General features: G+C 41.8%; 18 protein-coding genes. 5 read left to right on the top strand and 13 right to left on the bottom strand.

What is annotated here, in order from left to right; genetic code table 11:
- Positions 1–19 precede the first annotated feature (19 nt).
- A complete protein-coding gene (gene pgmB, locus AAEM60_RS22480) occupies positions 20–685 on the top strand; it encodes a beta-phosphoglucomutase (RefSeq protein ID WP_299745259.1) in 666 nt (221 codons plus the stop codon).
- Between the two features lie 106 nt (positions 686–791).
- Positions 792–2120, top strand: a complete 1329-nt coding sequence (locus AAEM60_RS22475; protein ID WP_341357194.1) for a cytochrome P450 — start codon at positions 792–794, stop codon at positions 2118–2120.
- 351 nt (positions 2121–2471) lie between these two features.
- Here AAEM60_RS22475 and AAEM60_RS22470 read toward each other — a convergent pair whose 3' ends face one another.
- Entirely contained in the window at positions 2472–3830 is a 1359-nt protein-coding gene (locus AAEM60_RS22470; RefSeq protein ID WP_299745255.1) for a YjiH family protein, read from the bottom strand.
- Positions 3831–4522: 692 nt separating this feature from the next.
- Here AAEM60_RS22470 and sda point away from each other — a divergent pair.
- On the top strand, positions 4523–4654 hold the full coding sequence (sda, locus tag AAEM60_RS22465) for a sporulation histidine kinase inhibitor Sda (protein ID WP_082051344.1): 132 nt from the start codon (positions 4523–4525) through the stop codon (positions 4652–4654).
- A gap of 144 nt (positions 4655–4798) precedes the next feature.
- On the opposite strand, the gene AAEM60_RS22460 is transcribed toward sda, so the two are convergent.
- Positions 4799–6112, bottom strand: a complete 1314-nt coding sequence (locus AAEM60_RS22460; protein WP_341357193.1) for a short-chain fatty acid transporter — start codon at positions 6110–6112, stop codon at positions 4799–4801.
- Between the two features lie 203 nt (positions 6113–6315).
- On the opposite strand from AAEM60_RS22460, the gene AAEM60_RS22455 reads away from it, so the two are divergent.
- The gene (locus AAEM60_RS22455; protein WP_341357192.1) at positions 6316–7185 is read left to right on the top strand and encodes a Cof-type HAD-IIB family hydrolase; all 870 of its coding nucleotides are present in this window, start codon (positions 6316–6318) and stop codon (positions 7183–7185) included.
- Between the two features lie 56 nt (positions 7186–7241).
- A complete protein-coding gene (locus tag AAEM60_RS22450; RefSeq protein WP_341357191.1) occupies positions 7242–8339 on the top strand; it encodes a PQQ-dependent sugar dehydrogenase in 1098 nt (365 codons plus the stop codon).
- A gap of 347 nt (positions 8340–8686) precedes the next feature.
- On the opposite strand, the gene AAEM60_RS22445 is transcribed toward AAEM60_RS22450, so the two are convergent.
- From AAEM60_RS22445 to bshB2, 11 genes are all read right to left on the bottom strand, one after another.
- The gene (locus AAEM60_RS22445) at positions 8687–8839 is read right to left on the bottom strand and encodes a hypothetical protein (protein ID WP_299745244.1); all 153 of its coding nucleotides are present in this window, start codon (positions 8837–8839) and stop codon (positions 8687–8689) included.
- A 22-nt stretch (positions 8840–8861) separates the two neighbouring features.
- The gene (locus tag AAEM60_RS22440; RefSeq protein WP_299745241.1) at positions 8862–9014 is read right to left on the bottom strand and encodes a YvrJ family protein; all 153 of its coding nucleotides are present in this window, start codon (positions 9012–9014) and stop codon (positions 8862–8864) included.
- Positions 9015–9062: 48 nt separating this feature from the next.
- The gene (locus AAEM60_RS22435) at positions 9063–9611 is read right to left on the bottom strand and encodes an N-acetylmuramoyl-L-alanine amidase (RefSeq protein ID WP_299745238.1); all 549 of its coding nucleotides are present in this window, start codon (positions 9609–9611) and stop codon (positions 9063–9065) included.
- 20 nt (positions 9612–9631) lie between these two features.
- The gene (locus AAEM60_RS22430; RefSeq protein ID WP_341357190.1) at positions 9632–10264 is read right to left on the bottom strand and encodes a D-Ala-D-Ala carboxypeptidase family metallohydrolase; all 633 of its coding nucleotides are present in this window, start codon (positions 10262–10264) and stop codon (positions 9632–9634) included.
- Between the two features lie 213 nt (positions 10265–10477).
- Complete coding sequence (locus tag AAEM60_RS22425; RefSeq protein WP_299745233.1) at positions 10478–10699, bottom strand: hypothetical protein; 222 nt, start codon at positions 10697–10699, stop codon at positions 10478–10480.
- A gap of 3 nt (positions 10700–10702) precedes the next feature.
- On the bottom strand, positions 10703–11278 hold the full coding sequence (locus tag AAEM60_RS22420; protein ID WP_299745230.1) for a sigma-70 family RNA polymerase sigma factor: 576 nt from the start codon (positions 11276–11278) through the stop codon (positions 10703–10705).
- A 260-nt stretch (positions 11279–11538) separates the two neighbouring features.
- On the bottom strand, positions 11539–12333 hold the full coding sequence (locus AAEM60_RS22415; RefSeq protein WP_299745227.1) for an SDR family oxidoreductase: 795 nt from the start codon (positions 12331–12333) through the stop codon (positions 11539–11541).
- 279 nt (positions 12334–12612) lie between these two features.
- The gene (locus AAEM60_RS22410) at positions 12613–13260 is read right to left on the bottom strand and encodes a TetR/AcrR family transcriptional regulator (RefSeq protein ID WP_299745224.1); all 648 of its coding nucleotides are present in this window, start codon (positions 13258–13260) and stop codon (positions 12613–12615) included.
- Positions 13261–13290: 30 nt separating this feature from the next.
- The gene (locus AAEM60_RS22405) at positions 13291–14307 is read right to left on the bottom strand and encodes an ABC transporter permease (protein WP_341357189.1); all 1017 of its coding nucleotides are present in this window, start codon (positions 14305–14307) and stop codon (positions 13291–13293) included.
- On the bottom strand, positions 14297–15034 hold the full coding sequence (locus AAEM60_RS22400; protein WP_341357188.1) for an ABC transporter ATP-binding protein: 738 nt from the start codon (positions 15032–15034) through the stop codon (positions 14297–14299). Before AAEM60_RS22400 ends, AAEM60_RS22405 begins: the two co-directional genes overlap by 11 nt.
- Before the next feature lie 174 nt (positions 15035–15208).
- On the bottom strand, positions 15209–15892 hold the full coding sequence (gene bshB2 / locus AAEM60_RS22395) for a bacillithiol biosynthesis deacetylase BshB2 (protein WP_341357187.1): 684 nt from the start codon (positions 15890–15892) through the stop codon (positions 15209–15211).
- Between the last annotated feature and the right edge of the window lie 2 nt (positions 15893–15894).

Raw genomic sequence — 15894 nt, 5'->3', positions numbered from 1 at the left:
GCAAACAGGAGGAAACCAAGTGACGAGGACATTGCAAGCTGTCATTTTTGATATGGATGGAGTCATCACAGACACCATGCCTTTTTATTTTCAAGCCAATCAAGAGCTGATGCGTCCCTATGGGATTCAATATACTGAGGAGCAAAATAATAAACTAAAGGGAATAGGTAGAAAAGAAACGGTCCAACATTTGTTGAAGGAAGGAAATGTTCAAGTTTCAGAGAAACAAATCACCGAACTGGCCAATAAGCGTAATGAGATTTATCTATCACTGATTTCAGAACTTACACACCAGCACGTTTTACCCGGTGTAATAGAATTTTTAGAAGAATTGATGAGAGAAAACGTACCTGTCGCACTTGCTTCTTCAAGTCGAAATGGACCCTATGTACTGGAGAAAGTAGGGTTACAGGAGTATTTTCCTGTCGTTATTGACCCGTCTTCTTTAAAAAAAGGAAAACCGGATCCCGAAATTTTCTTGAAGGCGGCATATGCTCTTGGGGTACCGGAAGAAAACTGTGTGGGCATTGAAGATGGCGAAGCAGGGCTGCAGGCTCTTCTGAATACGAAAATGTTTACAGTCGGAGTAGGGGCAGATGACTATATGAAACATGCTCATTGGACTATCTCTTCGACTAGTGAGCTCAGCCTGGAGCAGTTAAGGGAGCGGATGAAAAAGGATTAATGAATAGGAATGTACATGAATAGGATGAAAGGAGCGTTCATACGGGCTTGCTTGATTAGACATAGTTATTGGCTCTTATTCAGAGAAATAAAGGAGATGTGAAGTAATGTCGAAACCAACCGTCCTCCATTCCTTTCATCCATTAGGTCAGCTAGAACAATTCCGGAAGGATCCACTAGTGTTTTTAGAAAAGATGGCAAGGAAACACGAAGAGAAAGTTCAACTCCGTTTTGCCAATCGAACCGTTCATTTACTGATGTGCCCTGCATTGGTGAAAGAGGCACTCGTCACCCAGTCAGACTCCTTTCATAAATCAAAGCAATTCCGAGAACTGTCCCTATTGATTGGAGAAGGACTTGTGACGAGTGAGTCTCCGCTACATACAAAACAGAGAAAAACGATCCAACCTTATTTTACCCCGCGTCATATTCAGCAGTATATGACTGAAATGATCGAGTCTGCTTCTTCCATGATGGAAGGCTGGGAGATAAACTGTTCCCGGGACATCTCCAAGGATATGATGGAGGTTACCCTGGCGGTCATTACGAAAACCATGTTTAATATGGATGTAAAGGAAGGCCATCAGAAAGTTGGTGTGCACCTTGAAACCATTATGGAGACTGCTACAAAACGAATACGATCCTTCCTTAAGCCACCGCTATCTTGGCCGACTGCTGAGGTGAAGCAATATAAGACATCCATTCAAGAATTAAAGCGGGTGGTGGAGGAGATCATCCATCAAAAAGAGTATCATCGAGATGGGAAAGAGGATTTACTTCACGCCTTACTTCATGCCCGGGATGAGGAAGGCAACAGTATGTCCAGAAACCAGCTTATGGACGAAGTAATGACCATCTTTGTGGCTGGCCATGAAACGACAGCGAATCTCCTTTCCTGGTTCTTCCATGCGCTTGAGTGCGATAAGAAGGTGAAAGAACAAGTTTATGAAGAAGTCGATAGAGTGGTAGGAACCGATGAATTAAGTAGTGGGCATCTCTCGCACCTCCATTATACGCGGCAAGCACTTCAGGAAACACTACGCTTGTATCCTCCCGTTTGGATGTTTGGAAGAATCGCGGTTAAAGATGTTATGATTGGTCCTCACCATATCAAAGAAGGTGAGAATGTCCTTGTTTCACCATATCTGATGCATAGGAATGAGAAGTATTTCCCCGATCCTTCAACATTTGATCCTGAGAGATTTCTAGAGGCCAGATTGAAAAAGATTACGCCCTATGCCTACTTTCCTTTTGGGGGAGGACCCAGAGTCTGTATAGGCAATCACTTTGCCTTACAAGAGGCATTGATCATTGCTGCCTTATACGTGCAACGCTTTTCGTTTAAAATGTCCGTCAATCAGAAGGTGGAGTGTCATCCTCTCATTACGTTAAGGCCCAAAGGCGGAATAACTATGAAGATAGGAAAAAGGGTATAACCGCTTGTAAGTAAAGTCTGTTTTGTAAAGGTTTTAGTAATACTTCTATCAATGCATATTAAGAATGTGGAAGCACAGAGTGGATTGTAGCGGAAGGCAATTGACTCCTGCGGGAAATAGAGGAAAGGTCGAGACCCCGCAGGGCAAAGCCCGAGGAGGCTTGACTTCCTCCCCGCGGAAAGCAATTGCCTGGAGCGGAAAGGAACGGTCAATGATTTTTTAACACTTACACTCATTTTATGCAAAGCAAATGGGTGAAAACCAGCGGTAAGCGAGTGACTGAAAAGTTTAATAGTAACAAAGGAAATAAAAAACCCAGGTTCAAATCTGAACCTGGGTTTCATTCATCCATCAAAAAATCATATGAGCAATCGCAACAATGACAAGTAAAGTCAAGAATGTACGCTGTAAGAAGATGATCACTAAGTCTTTGAAATCAACCGGAATCTTAGAACCTAGTAATAATCCACCCACTTCAGACATGTAAATCAATTGTGTTACAGATAAACAAGCAATCACAAAGCGTGTTAAATCACTCTCAATTCCAGATCCGAAGATGGCTGGAAGGAACATGTCTGCAAAACCGACAAGAATCGATTGAGACGCTTCTGCTGCTTCTGGAATTTGTAAGAGCTCCAGTAATGGAATAAGCGGCATACCGATGTATTCAAAGAACTTCGTGTTTTCCGCTACAATAAGCGCCGTTGTACCGATTGCCATAACAATTGGTGCAACACCCATCCACATATCCAACACATTCTTCATGCCGTCAGTGAAAAATTTAGAAGTACTGTTGTTGTTTTTTGCTTGAACAAGGGCTTGCTCGTATCCATAACCAACGCGGCTATAGCCTTCTGGAATGACCTCCATCGTGTTCTTGCCTTCTTGTCCATTATAGTATGTGTCAGGCTTACGGGATAGAGGCGGGATTCGTGGCAGTACAATTGCTGCAATAATCCCTGAAAGAGCTACTGTAAGGTAGAAAGGAATGAAATAATCACCAAGACCAACCTCTGAAATGACGACTAAACTAAAGGTAATGGATACAACGGAGAAGGTCGTACCAATGATTGCTGCTTCCTTCTTGGTGTAGTACCCTTCCTCATACTGTTTGCTTGTCAGTAGCACCCCGATGGTTCCATCTCCCAACCAGGAAGCTAAACAATCGATGGAAGAACGTCCTGGCAGACCGAATACGGGCCGCATCACTCTCGTTAAGAGAGCACCGAATAATTCAAGTAAACCGAAATTTAATAATAAAGGTAGAAAAAGTCCGGCAAATAAAAATACAGAGAAAAGAATGGTAAGAAGTCCATCCGGGTTTAAAAGGAGTCCACCCGTTGCGTCAGACCATACCCATTCAGGTCCTAATTTGAATAGCGTCATGATTGCAAACACAGCACCAAGGACTCTGACAAAAACCCATACAGGTCTCACATCGAATAGGCTCGTGAAAAACGGTGATTTTTCAATAAAGGCTGGATGTAAGAGCTTTGTGATCAACGTTCCTAATACGGTAAGGATGATTAGTCCCGTCATGATCGCAGGTATATAACTACCAATCCAGTCCTGTAATAGCCCTGAAAGAACCGCGATTGGTATCGTGATTCCGTCTTCCTGTGGAATCGGCACCATAAAAAGAAAAATTCCCAATAGGGAAGGAATGATAAATCGTAAATGACTTGTTAATGTAAAGCGATGTTGATTCATAAATTCACCTCAGATGTAGTTATAACGGAAAATGAAACATTATTCATTTTAATGCATACATATAAATTTGTCCATAGGAAGTTCCCAGTAGGGAGATTATGCATTACCTAGCTGTTTTTCCCAAAAGGTGTGAATGTGAAACATGAAATGCCGAATGTTCGATCTTGTAAATAATGTATACGAAAAAGAAAGCGCTATCTTTCAGTACCTCTCTATTTTACTAAAATTTTTAAAAATTTCAATTATAAGCTGAAAAACATTTCACTTATTTATTTTCATAGAGTTAAATATAGGATTTTAGGATTAAAATAAATGCTCTTTTCACAATGATTGTTGTTTTTTAACATATTCTCTACTAACCTTAAATAAGGTTGTTTGCTAAAATTCTTGTTTTACTGATTTCCATTAAGGATACATGCTCAGAGAGTTGATTGGAGCGGAAGGAGGCTCGACTCCTGCGGGAATAGCTGGACAGGTGAGACCCCGGAGGCACAGCCGAGGAGGCTCACCGCCAGCCCCGCGGAAAGCGAGCCTCCTGTAGCGGAAATCAACTATTACTTTCTAATCTATAATAGTAAAAAATTATACGAAAAAAGACAAAATAAATAATTAAAAATCTCGATAAAGAGGTTTATATGTTGGTTAAGAGGGTATTAGGAATTCATACCTTTGTTAGTCAGGAGTTGTAATCAATGACATCTTTAACAAAACTTACGGAAGAACAATTGGCTAATGTCTACCAATTAGCACAAGAAGAAGGATTAGAAGAAGAATTTATTGAGATGTTAGAAGGGGAGCTAGAGAGAAGAGAAAATGTTCGATAGAATGGAAGCCAATATAGAACATAATGAACGGTCATAGATAACGGCTGGTCTCTAAGGGGATCAGCTTTTTATTTTCATCAGAAGAAAACACCTTAAACTGTCTCACCAGAGGCGAAACGGTTCAAGGCGCTTTTGACTTTTATATTATAAGAATAATAGTCCCAATGAAATGACGACTCCACTAATGACAAGGATGATAACACAATATCCCATAATATCCTTTGCCTTTAATCCCGCAATTGCCAGAGCAGGCAATGCCCAGAATGGCTGGATCAGATTTGTCCAGGCGTCCCCCCATGCCACTGCCATAGCAGTCTTTGCGACAGAAGCATCAAGGGTTTGAGCGGCATCAAGCATAATGGGAGCCTGGACGGCCCATTGTCCTCCTCCTGAAGGGACAAAGAAGTTCACAATCCCGGCGCTGAGGAAAGCGAAGAAGTAAAAGGTCATATCATTTGAAATCGATACAAAGGCCTCAGACATCACGACAGCAAGACCTGATGCTGTCATCATCCCCATGATTCCCGCGTAGAAAGGGAATTGAATGACAATCCCGCTTGCGCCCTTGATCGCTTCTTGAACAGCCGCAAGGAACCGCTTAGGGGTCCCGTGAAAGAGAATGCCCAGGAATAAGAATAGAAAATTGACAATATCTAAATTAAGGGCGAAACCATTTTGAATAAAGTATGAGAACAGGAATGCAATCCCGAGAACGGCGACAATAATCGATAAAACCATACTGTTTTCCAGACGCTCAGCAGGTGTTAACGCCTCTTTTTCCAGAGTGGCAGCTGTCTCATTAAAGAGCTCGGGATCTACGGTTACGGTCTCTTCTTTTGACGGCATCAGCATTCGGTTGATGATGGGAAGAACAATGAATAGTGTTAAGACAATCAGGACATTGAACGTAGCGAATATCGTCTCACTCGTAGAGATGACACCGATCATATCCTGGAAAGGATGATCTGCAGTCGCGATGGATAACGGAATGGAACCTGAGAAACCTGCATGCCAGACAACAAATCCAGAATAGGCACTGGCAATGAGCAATCGGTAATCGACACCTTTCACCCGTTTGGCAAGCTCTTTCGCAAATAATGCCCCAATGACCAGCCCAAAGCCCCAGTTGATCCAGCTTGCAATCATAGAAACGATGGTAACGATGACAATCGCGGAACCGGGTGACTTCGCAAATGACGCCAGGAAACCAAGGAACCGTTTAAAAAGTGGACTGCTTGCCAGTACATACCCTGTAACAAGCACGAGAACCATCTGCATCGAAAAGGCAAGCAGGCTCCAAAAACCATTGCCCCAATACTGAACCATCTCAAGGCTCGAGCTATCAGTGAAAATAAGACCAAACCCAAATACAACCAATGTTAAAATGACAACAAATAAAAATGGATCAGGCAGATAGCGTTGCATAATCTTGTTCGATAATGATATAAGTGCTTTCATCTCATAATCCCCCTTATTTAATACACACCCTTTCTATTCTTCTATAATTGCGTGTGAAAACCCTTTCAATTAAGTGAATTAACAGAAAATTAACTCGCGTGTATTAATTTTGTTAAGAGTAAGGTACATCAGTACAAGAGGATAAATAATTCATGATACAATGGCTAAATTAAGAATACTCAACCATAGAAAGGTGTCTGCTTATGATTACATGTATTGCAACAGATATGGATGGAACCCTTTTAAATGAAAATCAAGAGATCAGTGAAGCAAACAAACAGGCCATACTGGATGCTCAGCAAAGAGGAGTTGAAGTGATTGTTGCCACAGGAAGATCGTATGAAGAAGCCAGATATGTCATAAAGGAAGCTGGCATCTCATGCGATATTATTTGTGCCAACGGTGCCGAGGTTCGAAATAAAAAAGGTGAAATCGTTTATCAGGCCGGTATTGAATCAGCACGGGCGAAAGAAATCGCCGCTGCACTAAACGAGACGGGCATTTACTTTGAAATATACACTGATCAAGGAACGTATACTGAAAACTATGAAATGGGGATCGAGCTGATTGTCGACATTTTTACAACAGCCAATCCAAATGTGTCGGAAAAACAAGTGAGACAGGCAGCAAAAGAACGATTTGAAAAAGGTCATATTAAATTGGTCGATGATTATGGGATCCTTTTCGAAGATTCTTCTCAACTTGTTTACAAATTTCTTGTTTTCTCTTTTGATGAAAAGCAATTAACAGAAGCGAACGAAAAATTACATGAAATAGCTGGCATCGCGATCAGCTCATCTGGTAAAGAAAATATTGAAGTGAATAGTCTGGAAGCTCAAAAAGGAGTCGCTCTGCAAAAACTTCTGGATGACAAAGGGCTTTCAGTCAAAAATGTAATGGCCATGGGCGATAACCTTAATGATCTATCCATGATGAGAGTAGTTGGAAGACCAGTTGCCATGGGAAATGCCCTTGATCAGGTAAAAGAATTCTGTTCGTTTATCACCGCAACCAACCGTGAGGACGGTGTCGCAAAAGCGATTCAAGAGGCTCTTCAACAGACAGCTAAGTAATGAGAACATCTTACTTTGTCCATAATGGTTAAAAAGTGAATAAGGGAGCTAAAAAATTGAGAAACCAAAAAAATCGCAGTTGGTTCTTATTCGTCATTGGTCTTACCTTACTACTTAATGCCTGCTCAATGGGACAGCCAGATGGACAGCAGGAAAAAAGTGAATCCGTCAGCAAACCGAGTGTCGAAAGCAACGTGATCGCCCAGGACCTCTCCATTCCCTGGTCGATAAATAAGCTCGGTGATGATTTCTACCTCACCCAGAGAACGGGTGATATTGTTGAAATACGTGATGGAAAAAAAACGGTCGTGAAAACCAATCTTTCAAAACCGTTATCGAAGCGACCTGAAGCGGGATTACTGGGATTTGTGCTTCACCCGGACTTCAAGACTAATCAACAGGCTTATGCCTACTACACATACGATGAATCTGGAGACCCTTACAACCGGGTAGTGGTATTGCAACGAACGGAAAACGGGTGGAGCGAGGAAAAAGTGCTACTGGACCGAATTCCAAGCGGTCAATACCACCATGGGGGAAGACTTGAAATCGGTCCGGATAACAAGCTCTACATTACGGCAGGGGATGCCACCCAACAGGATAAGGCCCAGGATCTCTCCTTTCTTGGCGGAAAAATTCTTCGGATGAATTTGGATGGGGGAATACCGGACGACAATCCATTTAAGGATTCATACGTTTACAGTTACGGCCATCGCAATCCTCAGGGACTTGCCTGGAACGAAGCCGGGGAGCTATATGCAACGGAGCACGGACCAAATGGATATGATGAAGTGAATCGTATCGAAGCTGGTAACAACTATGGCTGGCCAAAGATTACAGGGGATGAAAAAGAGGATTCATTGATTTCGCCTCTCGCTCACTCCGGCGAACCTTCATGGGCCCCGTCAGGAGCTGCCTTTTGGAATGAGGATTTAGTGTTTGCATCTCTCGCTGGTCAAAGTGTGAAGAGATTTGACCCCGAAACCCGGAAGGTATCGGACTTGCTTACAGGTTTCGGCAGGATTCGCGATGTATTTGTGGAAGGGGATACCCTTTACTTTGTCTCAAATAACACAGATGGCCGCGGAATTCCCCGTGAAAATGATGATAAATTGTATGAAGTGAATTTGAATTCACTTAAAATTGAGGAATAGAGGTTTGGAACCTTCTTTAGCATTGAGCTGGGGAAGGTTTTTTTCCTTTCAAAAAAATAACACGCTCTTCAGCGTGTTTATGAATTCTTATTCTCATCATTGTCTTTAAATTTTAGAATAGCGATCACAAACATCCCAAAGCTGAGCATCAGAGATAAAACTTCAAATGTATTCATGTATACATCGCCTCCTTACTTAAAGGCTTCCCGGACTAAGGTTTGTCCTATACGCTTTGAAAAAATAAAAAAACATGAAACCTCTAAGATAAGTGTTTCATGTTTGATAATATACTCAGGATATGACTGATACAGCATCAACGTATAGAAAAAAAGGTTGAGCATCGCGGCTCAACCTTTTACATGTGCTTCATTCACATTAAGCAAGATGATACTCAATGAAAGTAAAATCAACGTTACCCAATAATTGTTATTCATTAATAGGAGAGTAATTCCCGAGCAGCTAAGCAATACAGCGATGGACCCCCAAACAAATTTGATCAATTTACATATCCTCCAGCTTCAACTATTTCTCGTTTTTACTAAACGCTTTAGATAGGGAGTGGATGGCCAATTCCAGCTGCTCCAATTTCTTCTCCAGTTTCACCAATAAAAAGAGTGTGACGGCAATGGGAAATCCGAAATTTCCTAGTAATTGAACAAATACGGAATAATCCATTGTAACTCCTCCTTAGGTGCAAGCCGGCCTAAGCCAGCCTGCGTTTTGTTAAGGTTTGAGATTAAGTGCTTTTGCTATTCCAGCTGCAGTGGCATTGGCCAACCCAGTAAGAAAGATTGGATCTTTTAAGAGATTCGTATCATTCACGCTGTCGATAAACAGGTTTTCCAGTAATATCGCGGGCATAGCGGTTTCTCTTAATACCGCGAAGTTCGCTTCCTTTTGTCCACGATCTCTTAATCCGTATTTTGAGTAAAAATTCATTAATTCCCCGTGGAGGACATCTTGTCTTCTTCCCGTTTCAGAGGCTGCTGAACCTGGATAAATAAAGCTTTCAAACCCTGTACCACCGCCGGCATTATGGTGAAGGGATACAAAGTAAGAGGCGCCTAATCCATTTGCAAAATCCGCCCGCTCTGATAATCCTGCGTATACATCCGTTTCTCTTGTTAAACGAACATCCACCACAAAGTTGTCTTCTAAAACTTTCTGAACCTTTAATCCGATATCCAGCGTGAGATTTTTCTCCTGCAGTCCGTTTCCAACAGCGCCTGGGTCTGTTCCCCCGTGACCTGGATCAAGTACAATGATTGGCATAATTTTATTTCCTCCCTTCCTTAAGCCCAGTAAAACGATTGAGAACCATAAGGATACTCGATACGGCTATCAACATGAACAAATGTTGTATATTTAATGATCCCGCTAAATCCGCATGTTTTGGCAATTTCAGCTACTTGAGCAGGCGTTTTCCCTGAAGGATCAACATCGGCTGCGATTCCGTAAGTGTGCATACTATTTGAGGCACCGCCGACATTTCGGTTATGAGTGATGCTTCTGAATCCAGAATTGATCACAACAGGCGGATTCCCAAGTTTTTTACGAAGAGCTTCAAGCTTGTACATTAATCGTCGTACATTCTCCTTAACTTGAGTAGAGCCGACATTTCCTCCCGAGAAGCCGCTTCCGTCCTTCGAATAGAATTCACTGAAAGCAAAGTTGACCGTCGAGCCGTCGCTTGCTTCAAGGGCGTTCAATTTGCTATGTGTTTGCGGTCCTGCGATTCCGTCAGCTGAAAGACCGTATGCACTTTGGAATCGTTTAACAGCAGCTTCCGTTCCCGGTCCGAATGCTCCATCCACCGACACATAAGTTTGGGAAGGGGAACCTGCTGCCCATCCTGCAACTCGAATCTGAAGTTCCTTTACATCGCTGCCTGAATCACCTTGTCGTAATGTTCTTGTCCAATTCATTCATCATCGCTCCCTTTGTATGTTTGAGGCAAAAAGGGATGAAGAGAAAGAAAGACCATCCCAATCTCTCTCACTCTGTTTTGTTTGCCTTACACTCTATAAAGAAGAATAGGGGGGCGAAATGACAACCTGCAGCCGGAAGTTTTTGAGGAAACTCGATTCAGCATAGAAAAAGGACAAGCACCCACAGGTTTTGTGAGTGTTTGTCCTTTTTTATTGTTTATTTAAATCAAATAATCCTGGTACATTCTCTAATGAATAATCCCTGACATAACGTATCACTTTGATCTTTAACTCTTGTTCAAGATCGTCTCTATTTTCTACTCTGGTTAAATACAATGATTTCTTTATTTTCGGTTCGAAGGTTTGTATGACGTTCGTTTCATATGCTGTGTTACATTGAGCTTCTTTTACCAGGTCATATAATATTCCCATGCTTTATGATTCTCCTTTTTCTAAAATTGTTTTTAAGGTGCTTAATGCTTTTCGATGAGTTTTTGATACAGCCTGTTGAGATATGCCAAGAATTCGTGATATTTCAGTATCATTGAATTCCTGTACATAAGCTAAGTCGAGAATTAGCTTTTGTTTGTCTGTTAACGCTTCATATGCCTGAAGCAATTCTTCATTCTCAAGGCACTCTGTTAAGGTCGAATAGTTTGCAAAAGGGGGTATTTCTGATGCAGGATCGGGCACAAGATCAATAAAAGATCCGCCTTCATGATCGACTTTGTTATCAAGGGTCAAAGGATGACGTTCACTATATTTCCTAACATGTTTGTCAAAGTTCACACTGTGAAAATAGAGGGATGAACTGACGTATGAGGTAAACCGAATATCAAAGTAATGGGCCTTAAAGGCTTCGTTTAAACGTTCTTCCTTACGCGCGCTCGGGTGACATAAAAAATCTTCTATTAATTTCTGATTTTCCGTTTGACTGATAAAGGAATCAACAGCTTTATTATGTTTGAGATGAGGATAATGACGATAAAATTTCCTAATTAACGAATCCATTTTTTCACCACCAACAGAACGTATGTTCGATTTTGAAGTAAAAAAAAGAGGAGAAAGATCTCTCAGCTTTTACTTTATAAAGAAGCGATAGGGTTCAATTCCACAACCTTCTTCTCAATTATCGTTCCATAGTACTATTTATTAAACCATAATTTACTGAATGGTGTAAGTGATGAATGCACTAATTTTTACTTTTTATCCACTTATTAACTTACTAAAGGAACACCGTTCGTGCTTGAACGGTGTTCTGTAAGGGTTTATCAACGCATCACGCTTCCTCCTGAAATCTTCACCGACTCTCCAACAATATTCACGGCGGCATCACTTAATAGATACACAATCGTATTCGCGACCTCGGTCGGTGAGGTCAACCGTCCAGAGGGGATACTGTCTTTCGCGATCTCTAATTGCTCCTCATAGCTTCTGCCTTCTCGTTCGCCTTTTGATTTGATGGCGTTTCGTCCCATTTCGGTATCTACATAACCGGGGCAAATGGCATTCACTCGTATATTGTTTTCAATTGCTTCATGGGCAAATGCCTGGGTAAACCCGGTGACCGCAAATTTGGATGCACTATACGCACTATTGCCGTGAGTTCCTCTCAGTCCTGAAAGGGAGGAGATGTTGACGATGGATCCACTCCCTCTATCCTTCATTTGTTTATATACTGCCTGTGAGAGTTGGACCAATGAGAAATAGTTCAACTCCATGATCTCTCGTGCAACTTCTTCTGATAACTTCTCTACCATATCACCGCCGCCTATTCCAGCAGAATTAACGAGACCGGTGATGGGGCCATGTTCTTCAATAGCGGATGATAGCAGCTGTTCCAGGTCCTGAGCGTTTGTAAGGTCTGCCTTATACATGAAGACCCTGTTTGGATCCTGACACTCATCTTTTAGTTGATTCAGCTTTTCTTCATTTCTGCCTGTGATGGTTACCTTGGCTCCGACCTGCACTGCCACTTTCGCCGTTTCGAATCCGATGCCGCCTGTTGCACCAGTGATGAGAATATGTTGTTCTTTCAATGTACTCTCGTGGAAAAGAAAACTCATTTTTCTACCTCCTTGTGCTGATAGTAGGTTTTACCCGTTTAGGTCAGGGGGGAAACGAACGGAGGGGTAAGTCATTCAGGGAGAATTGAAAATAAAATCTGGGATTTGAAAACAAATCATGGAAAATTGGAAATGAAATCAGAAATTTGAAAATAAACTCCTCCAAATAGGTAGGAGGGGGCTTAAATTAAGCTTTCGAGTGGCAACTTCAGTTCTGTTTCCGGCTTTCTAAACTAAAAAAGAGCTCCAAATTGAATATTTGGAGCTCTTCCCACACTTTTATCCCTTCCCAATCCCATTCACAATCATCTGCACTGTCATCTCGATTTCCTTCTCATCATCCCAATCTTCTTCGGGAAGGAGGAGATACCGGACCAGGAGCAATCCGAAGATACTGGTGGCTGAAAACCGAACAACCGCCGGAGAAGGCAAGTCTATTATTTGTCCTTTTTCCTTGTAATAATCGACGAGTCGGACGAATTTCCCGAACACTTTTTCAGCGATATGCTCTTTGAATTGTTCTTTTAATTCCGGATGAAAAGGGATTTCCTGTATTAAAATCTTAAAAGCGGTCATGTTCTCTTTTAAAAACTCCTGTCGGTTAAGAATCATGGCTTTAAGGAAATCCTCATACCGATCATACTTCGCATCTAACACTTTATTAATATCCCGGATCACAAACGGAGCAATCAGTTTGGCCATCGTAGGAGATACGATGGAAAGAAGCAGGTCCTTCTTCGTCTTATAATGCCTGAAGATGGTTCCTTCTGCGACGCCGGCTTTTTTGGCGATTTGGCTGGTAGAGGTGGAGGCATAGCCTTTTTCAGCGAACATTTCAATAGCTGCTTCTACTATTTTCTGTTGTTTCTCCGTCAGTGTTTCCTCTTGGTCAAATAGATGCTTGAATAGATTATTATCTTCTAACATGCTTAAACCCCTAACTTGTCGTTTCTCACCCTATATTTTACGGTATTTTCGTAGGGCTGCAACATTAAGAACAATAAAGAGTAAAGAAAATCCAATAAGCACGGATAGGTTAAAGAGCAGGTTTTCAAAGGCAAAACCTCTTATCATCACATCCCTTAATGCATCCGCTGCGTAATAAAGAGGGGTGATCGGTCCAATCCAGCTTAGCCATCCAGAAATCGTATCCAAGTTAAATAATCCTGAAAAGAAAATTTGCGGTAAGACCACTATTGGAATAAACTGCATCATCTGTAATTCATTCTTGGCAAAAGCAGATAACAATATTCCTAATGTAAGAGCTGTAAACGATAGGGAGACAATGATAATCAACAGATTGAAAAAGCTTCCTTTCATCATCATGTCCAACACATAAATCGAATACCAGGAAATCAATGATGCTTGAAGAAGGGTGACGATGCCGAATCCAATCACGTAGCTTGCGACCATCTCCCAAATCTTGATCGGTGAAGCAAGCAATCTTTCAAGTGTCCCGGTCGTTCTTTCTCTCAAGAATGATACCCCGCTGATTAAAAACACAAAGAAGAAGACGAAAAATCCAAGAAGTACAGGGCCAAAGGAGTCAAACATCTCCATATCCTTGCTTCCGTACACATACTCCATTTGACCTGATAGTTTTTGAGAGTTGGCGGGAAACAAAGTTTGAACTTTCTTCATCACAGCCCCGTTGACAGTGGGGTCACTGCCTTCAATGACGATGGAAGGACTGGTTGGATCATCGAATGAAATATAGCCATCCAACTTGCCATTTTTAATATCTCTTAACGCTTTATCCGTACCTGGATATGTTTCAAAATCACTCGTATCGACCTTTGCTTCAAGCTGTTGTGGCAAATCCACAATCGCCACCTTGGCATCGTAATCATCAGAGTTAAATACGAGGGACAACATACTCAGAATCAATAAAGGAGCTAGAAACATCAAGGCCAATGTTCGTTTGTCCCTGAGCAGCTGTTGAAGAATCCGAATGACAAACCCTCTAATCCTCAATGGTAACACCTCCATTTTTCAAAAATACATCTTCAATCGAAGTCACCCCATAGGTTCCTTTAATGGCATCCGGCGTATCACTTGAAATGATTTCTCCATGCTGTAATAGACCTAACCGGTCGCATCTTTCTGCTTCATCCATCACATGGGTTGTAATGATAAGGGTTCTGCCTTCTTCCTTAAGACGTTGAAAGCTATCCCATATTTCCTTTCTTAAAACGGGATCAATCCCAACGGTCGGTTCATCCAAAAATAAAACCTCGGGATCATGTAAGAGGGCAATGGCAAGGGACAGTCTTCTTTTCATGCCTCCTGAATACTGATGAACAGGTTTATGAAGGTGATCCAGAAGGTCGACGGTCGTCATCACTTTCTCCATTTGTTCGTTTCGTTTCTTTTTCTTTAATCCATAGAGAGAAGCCATGAAAGATAAATTTTCTTTCGCTGTCAGCTCATCATATAGGGCATCTGATTGAGCCATATATCCGATGGTTGGGTACAGCTCTTTTGCTTTCAGCTTGTTCCCTTTGAAGGTTACACTCCCTGTCGATGGGGTTTCGAGTCCGATCATAAGTTTGATCAACGTCGTTTTGCCCGAGCCAGAGGGGCCCAATAATCCATAGATATCTCCTCTTGGGATGTTAAGAGATACATTTCTTAACACTTCTTGAGAGCCGAATGACTTGGACAGCCCGTTCAATTGGATGATGGAATTCAATTGAATCACACCTTTCATAAGTTAGTGAGTGGTTACTCACTTTTAATATAAGGTATGCAGAGTGACTTGTAAAGTGAGTAATCACTCATTAATTAGTTGTATTTATTGTATTCACCAAATTCCCCATTAGAAGAGCACAATAAAAAAAGAGCTCGAGCAAAGCCCAAACTCTTTTCATAATCATTATTCTACTTTGTCATTTCCCCACTGGTAACTCCAAAATCGTTCCACTGTCACCCATTTTAGGGCTTCGGGGTCATTTTGTTGAATGCCTTTTTCCAAATCCTTCAGCATCCACGCTGTTTGAGAAATGTGAGCCTTCATGGCACCGATTTTTTGATCTTTAACAGGTGTGATATCAACAAGGATATCAGGCTGACCTAATTCTGCTTCGCAATCCTTTGAGAAAGCAAGGCAGTGAAGCTTCGGTCTTGATTCTTTTGGCAAGCGTCGAACGGCACGGACCACGGCTCTTGCTGTTGCTTCATGATCGGGATGAACAGAGTAGTCCGGGTAGAACGTGATGATGAGTGAAGGGTTTAATTCTTCAATTAACTCTGTCACCATGTTTGAAAGTTTCTCATCATTTTCGAATTCTAGGGTCTTATCCCGGTATCCCATCATGCGTAAATCCTGGATTCCCATCACATCGGCCGCTTTTTGTAATTCTTTTTTACGAATCTGTGGAAGCGATTCTCTTGTTGCGAAAGGTGGGTTTCCTAAGTTTCTTCCCATTTCCCCTAACGTGAGGCAGGCATAGGTGACGGGCGTTCCATTTTTTACGTGAGTGGAAATGGTTCCTGATACACCAAATGCTTCATCATCGGGATGTGGAAAGATGACAAGTACTTGTCTTTCTTTTTCCATGT

Origin of the sequence: Rossellomorea sp. y25 (assembly GCF_038049935.1) — a bacterium.
GTDB lineage: Bacteria > Bacillota > Bacilli > Bacillales > Bacillaceae_B > Rossellomorea.
Note: the sequence above shows the minus strand (reverse complement) of the source record. Positions and strands in the feature narration are given on the sequence as shown.

What these genes read in the sequence shown, in the direction of transcription:
- AAEM60_RS22425 (WP_299745233.1), bottom strand. Translation starts at nt 10,699, where the DNA reads ATGGGAATATTATATGACCTGGTAAAAGAAGCTCAATGTAACACAGCA.
- AAEM60_RS22410 (WP_299745224.1), bottom strand. Translation starts at nt 13,260, where the DNA reads ATGTTAGAAGATAATAATCTATTCAAGCATCTATTTGACCAAGAGGAA.
- AAEM60_RS22415 (WP_299745227.1), bottom strand. Translation starts at nt 12,333, where the DNA reads ATGAGTTTTCTTTTCCACGAGAGTACATTGAAAGAACAACATATTCTC.
- AAEM60_RS22420 (WP_299745230.1), bottom strand. Translation starts at nt 11,278, where the DNA reads ATGGATTCGTTAATTAGGAAATTTTATCGTCATTATCCTCATCTCAAA.
- AAEM60_RS22470 (WP_299745255.1), bottom strand. Translation starts at nt 3,830, where the DNA reads ATGAATCAACATCGCTTTACATTAACAAGTCATTTACGATTTATCATT.
- AAEM60_RS22440 (WP_299745241.1), bottom strand. Translation starts at nt 9,014, where the DNA reads ATGGATTATTCCGTATTTGTTCAATTACTAGGAAATTTCGGATTTCCC.
- AAEM60_RS22430 (WP_341357190.1), bottom strand. Translation starts at nt 10,264, where the DNA reads ATGAATTGGACAAGAACATTACGACAAGGTGATTCAGGCAGCGATGTA.
- AAEM60_RS22435 (WP_299745238.1), bottom strand. Translation starts at nt 9,611, where the DNA reads ATGCCAATCATTGTACTTGATCCAGGTCACGGGGGAACAGACCCAGGC.
- sda (WP_082051344.1), top strand. Translation starts at nt 4,523, where the DNA reads ATGACATCTTTAACAAAACTTACGGAAGAACAATTGGCTAATGTCTAC.
- bshB2 (WP_341357187.1), bottom strand. Translation starts at nt 15,892, where the DNA reads ATGGAAAAAGAAAGACAAGTACTTGTCATCTTTCCACATCCCGATGAT.
- AAEM60_RS22460 (WP_341357193.1), bottom strand. Translation starts at nt 6,112, where the DNA reads ATGAAAGCACTTATATCATTATCGAACAAGATTATGCAACGCTATCTG.
- AAEM60_RS22475 (WP_341357194.1), top strand. Translation starts at nt 792, where the DNA reads ATGTCGAAACCAACCGTCCTCCATTCCTTTCATCCATTAGGTCAGCTA.
- AAEM60_RS22455 (WP_341357192.1), top strand. Translation starts at nt 6,316, where the DNA reads ATGATTACATGTATTGCAACAGATATGGATGGAACCCTTTTAAATGAA.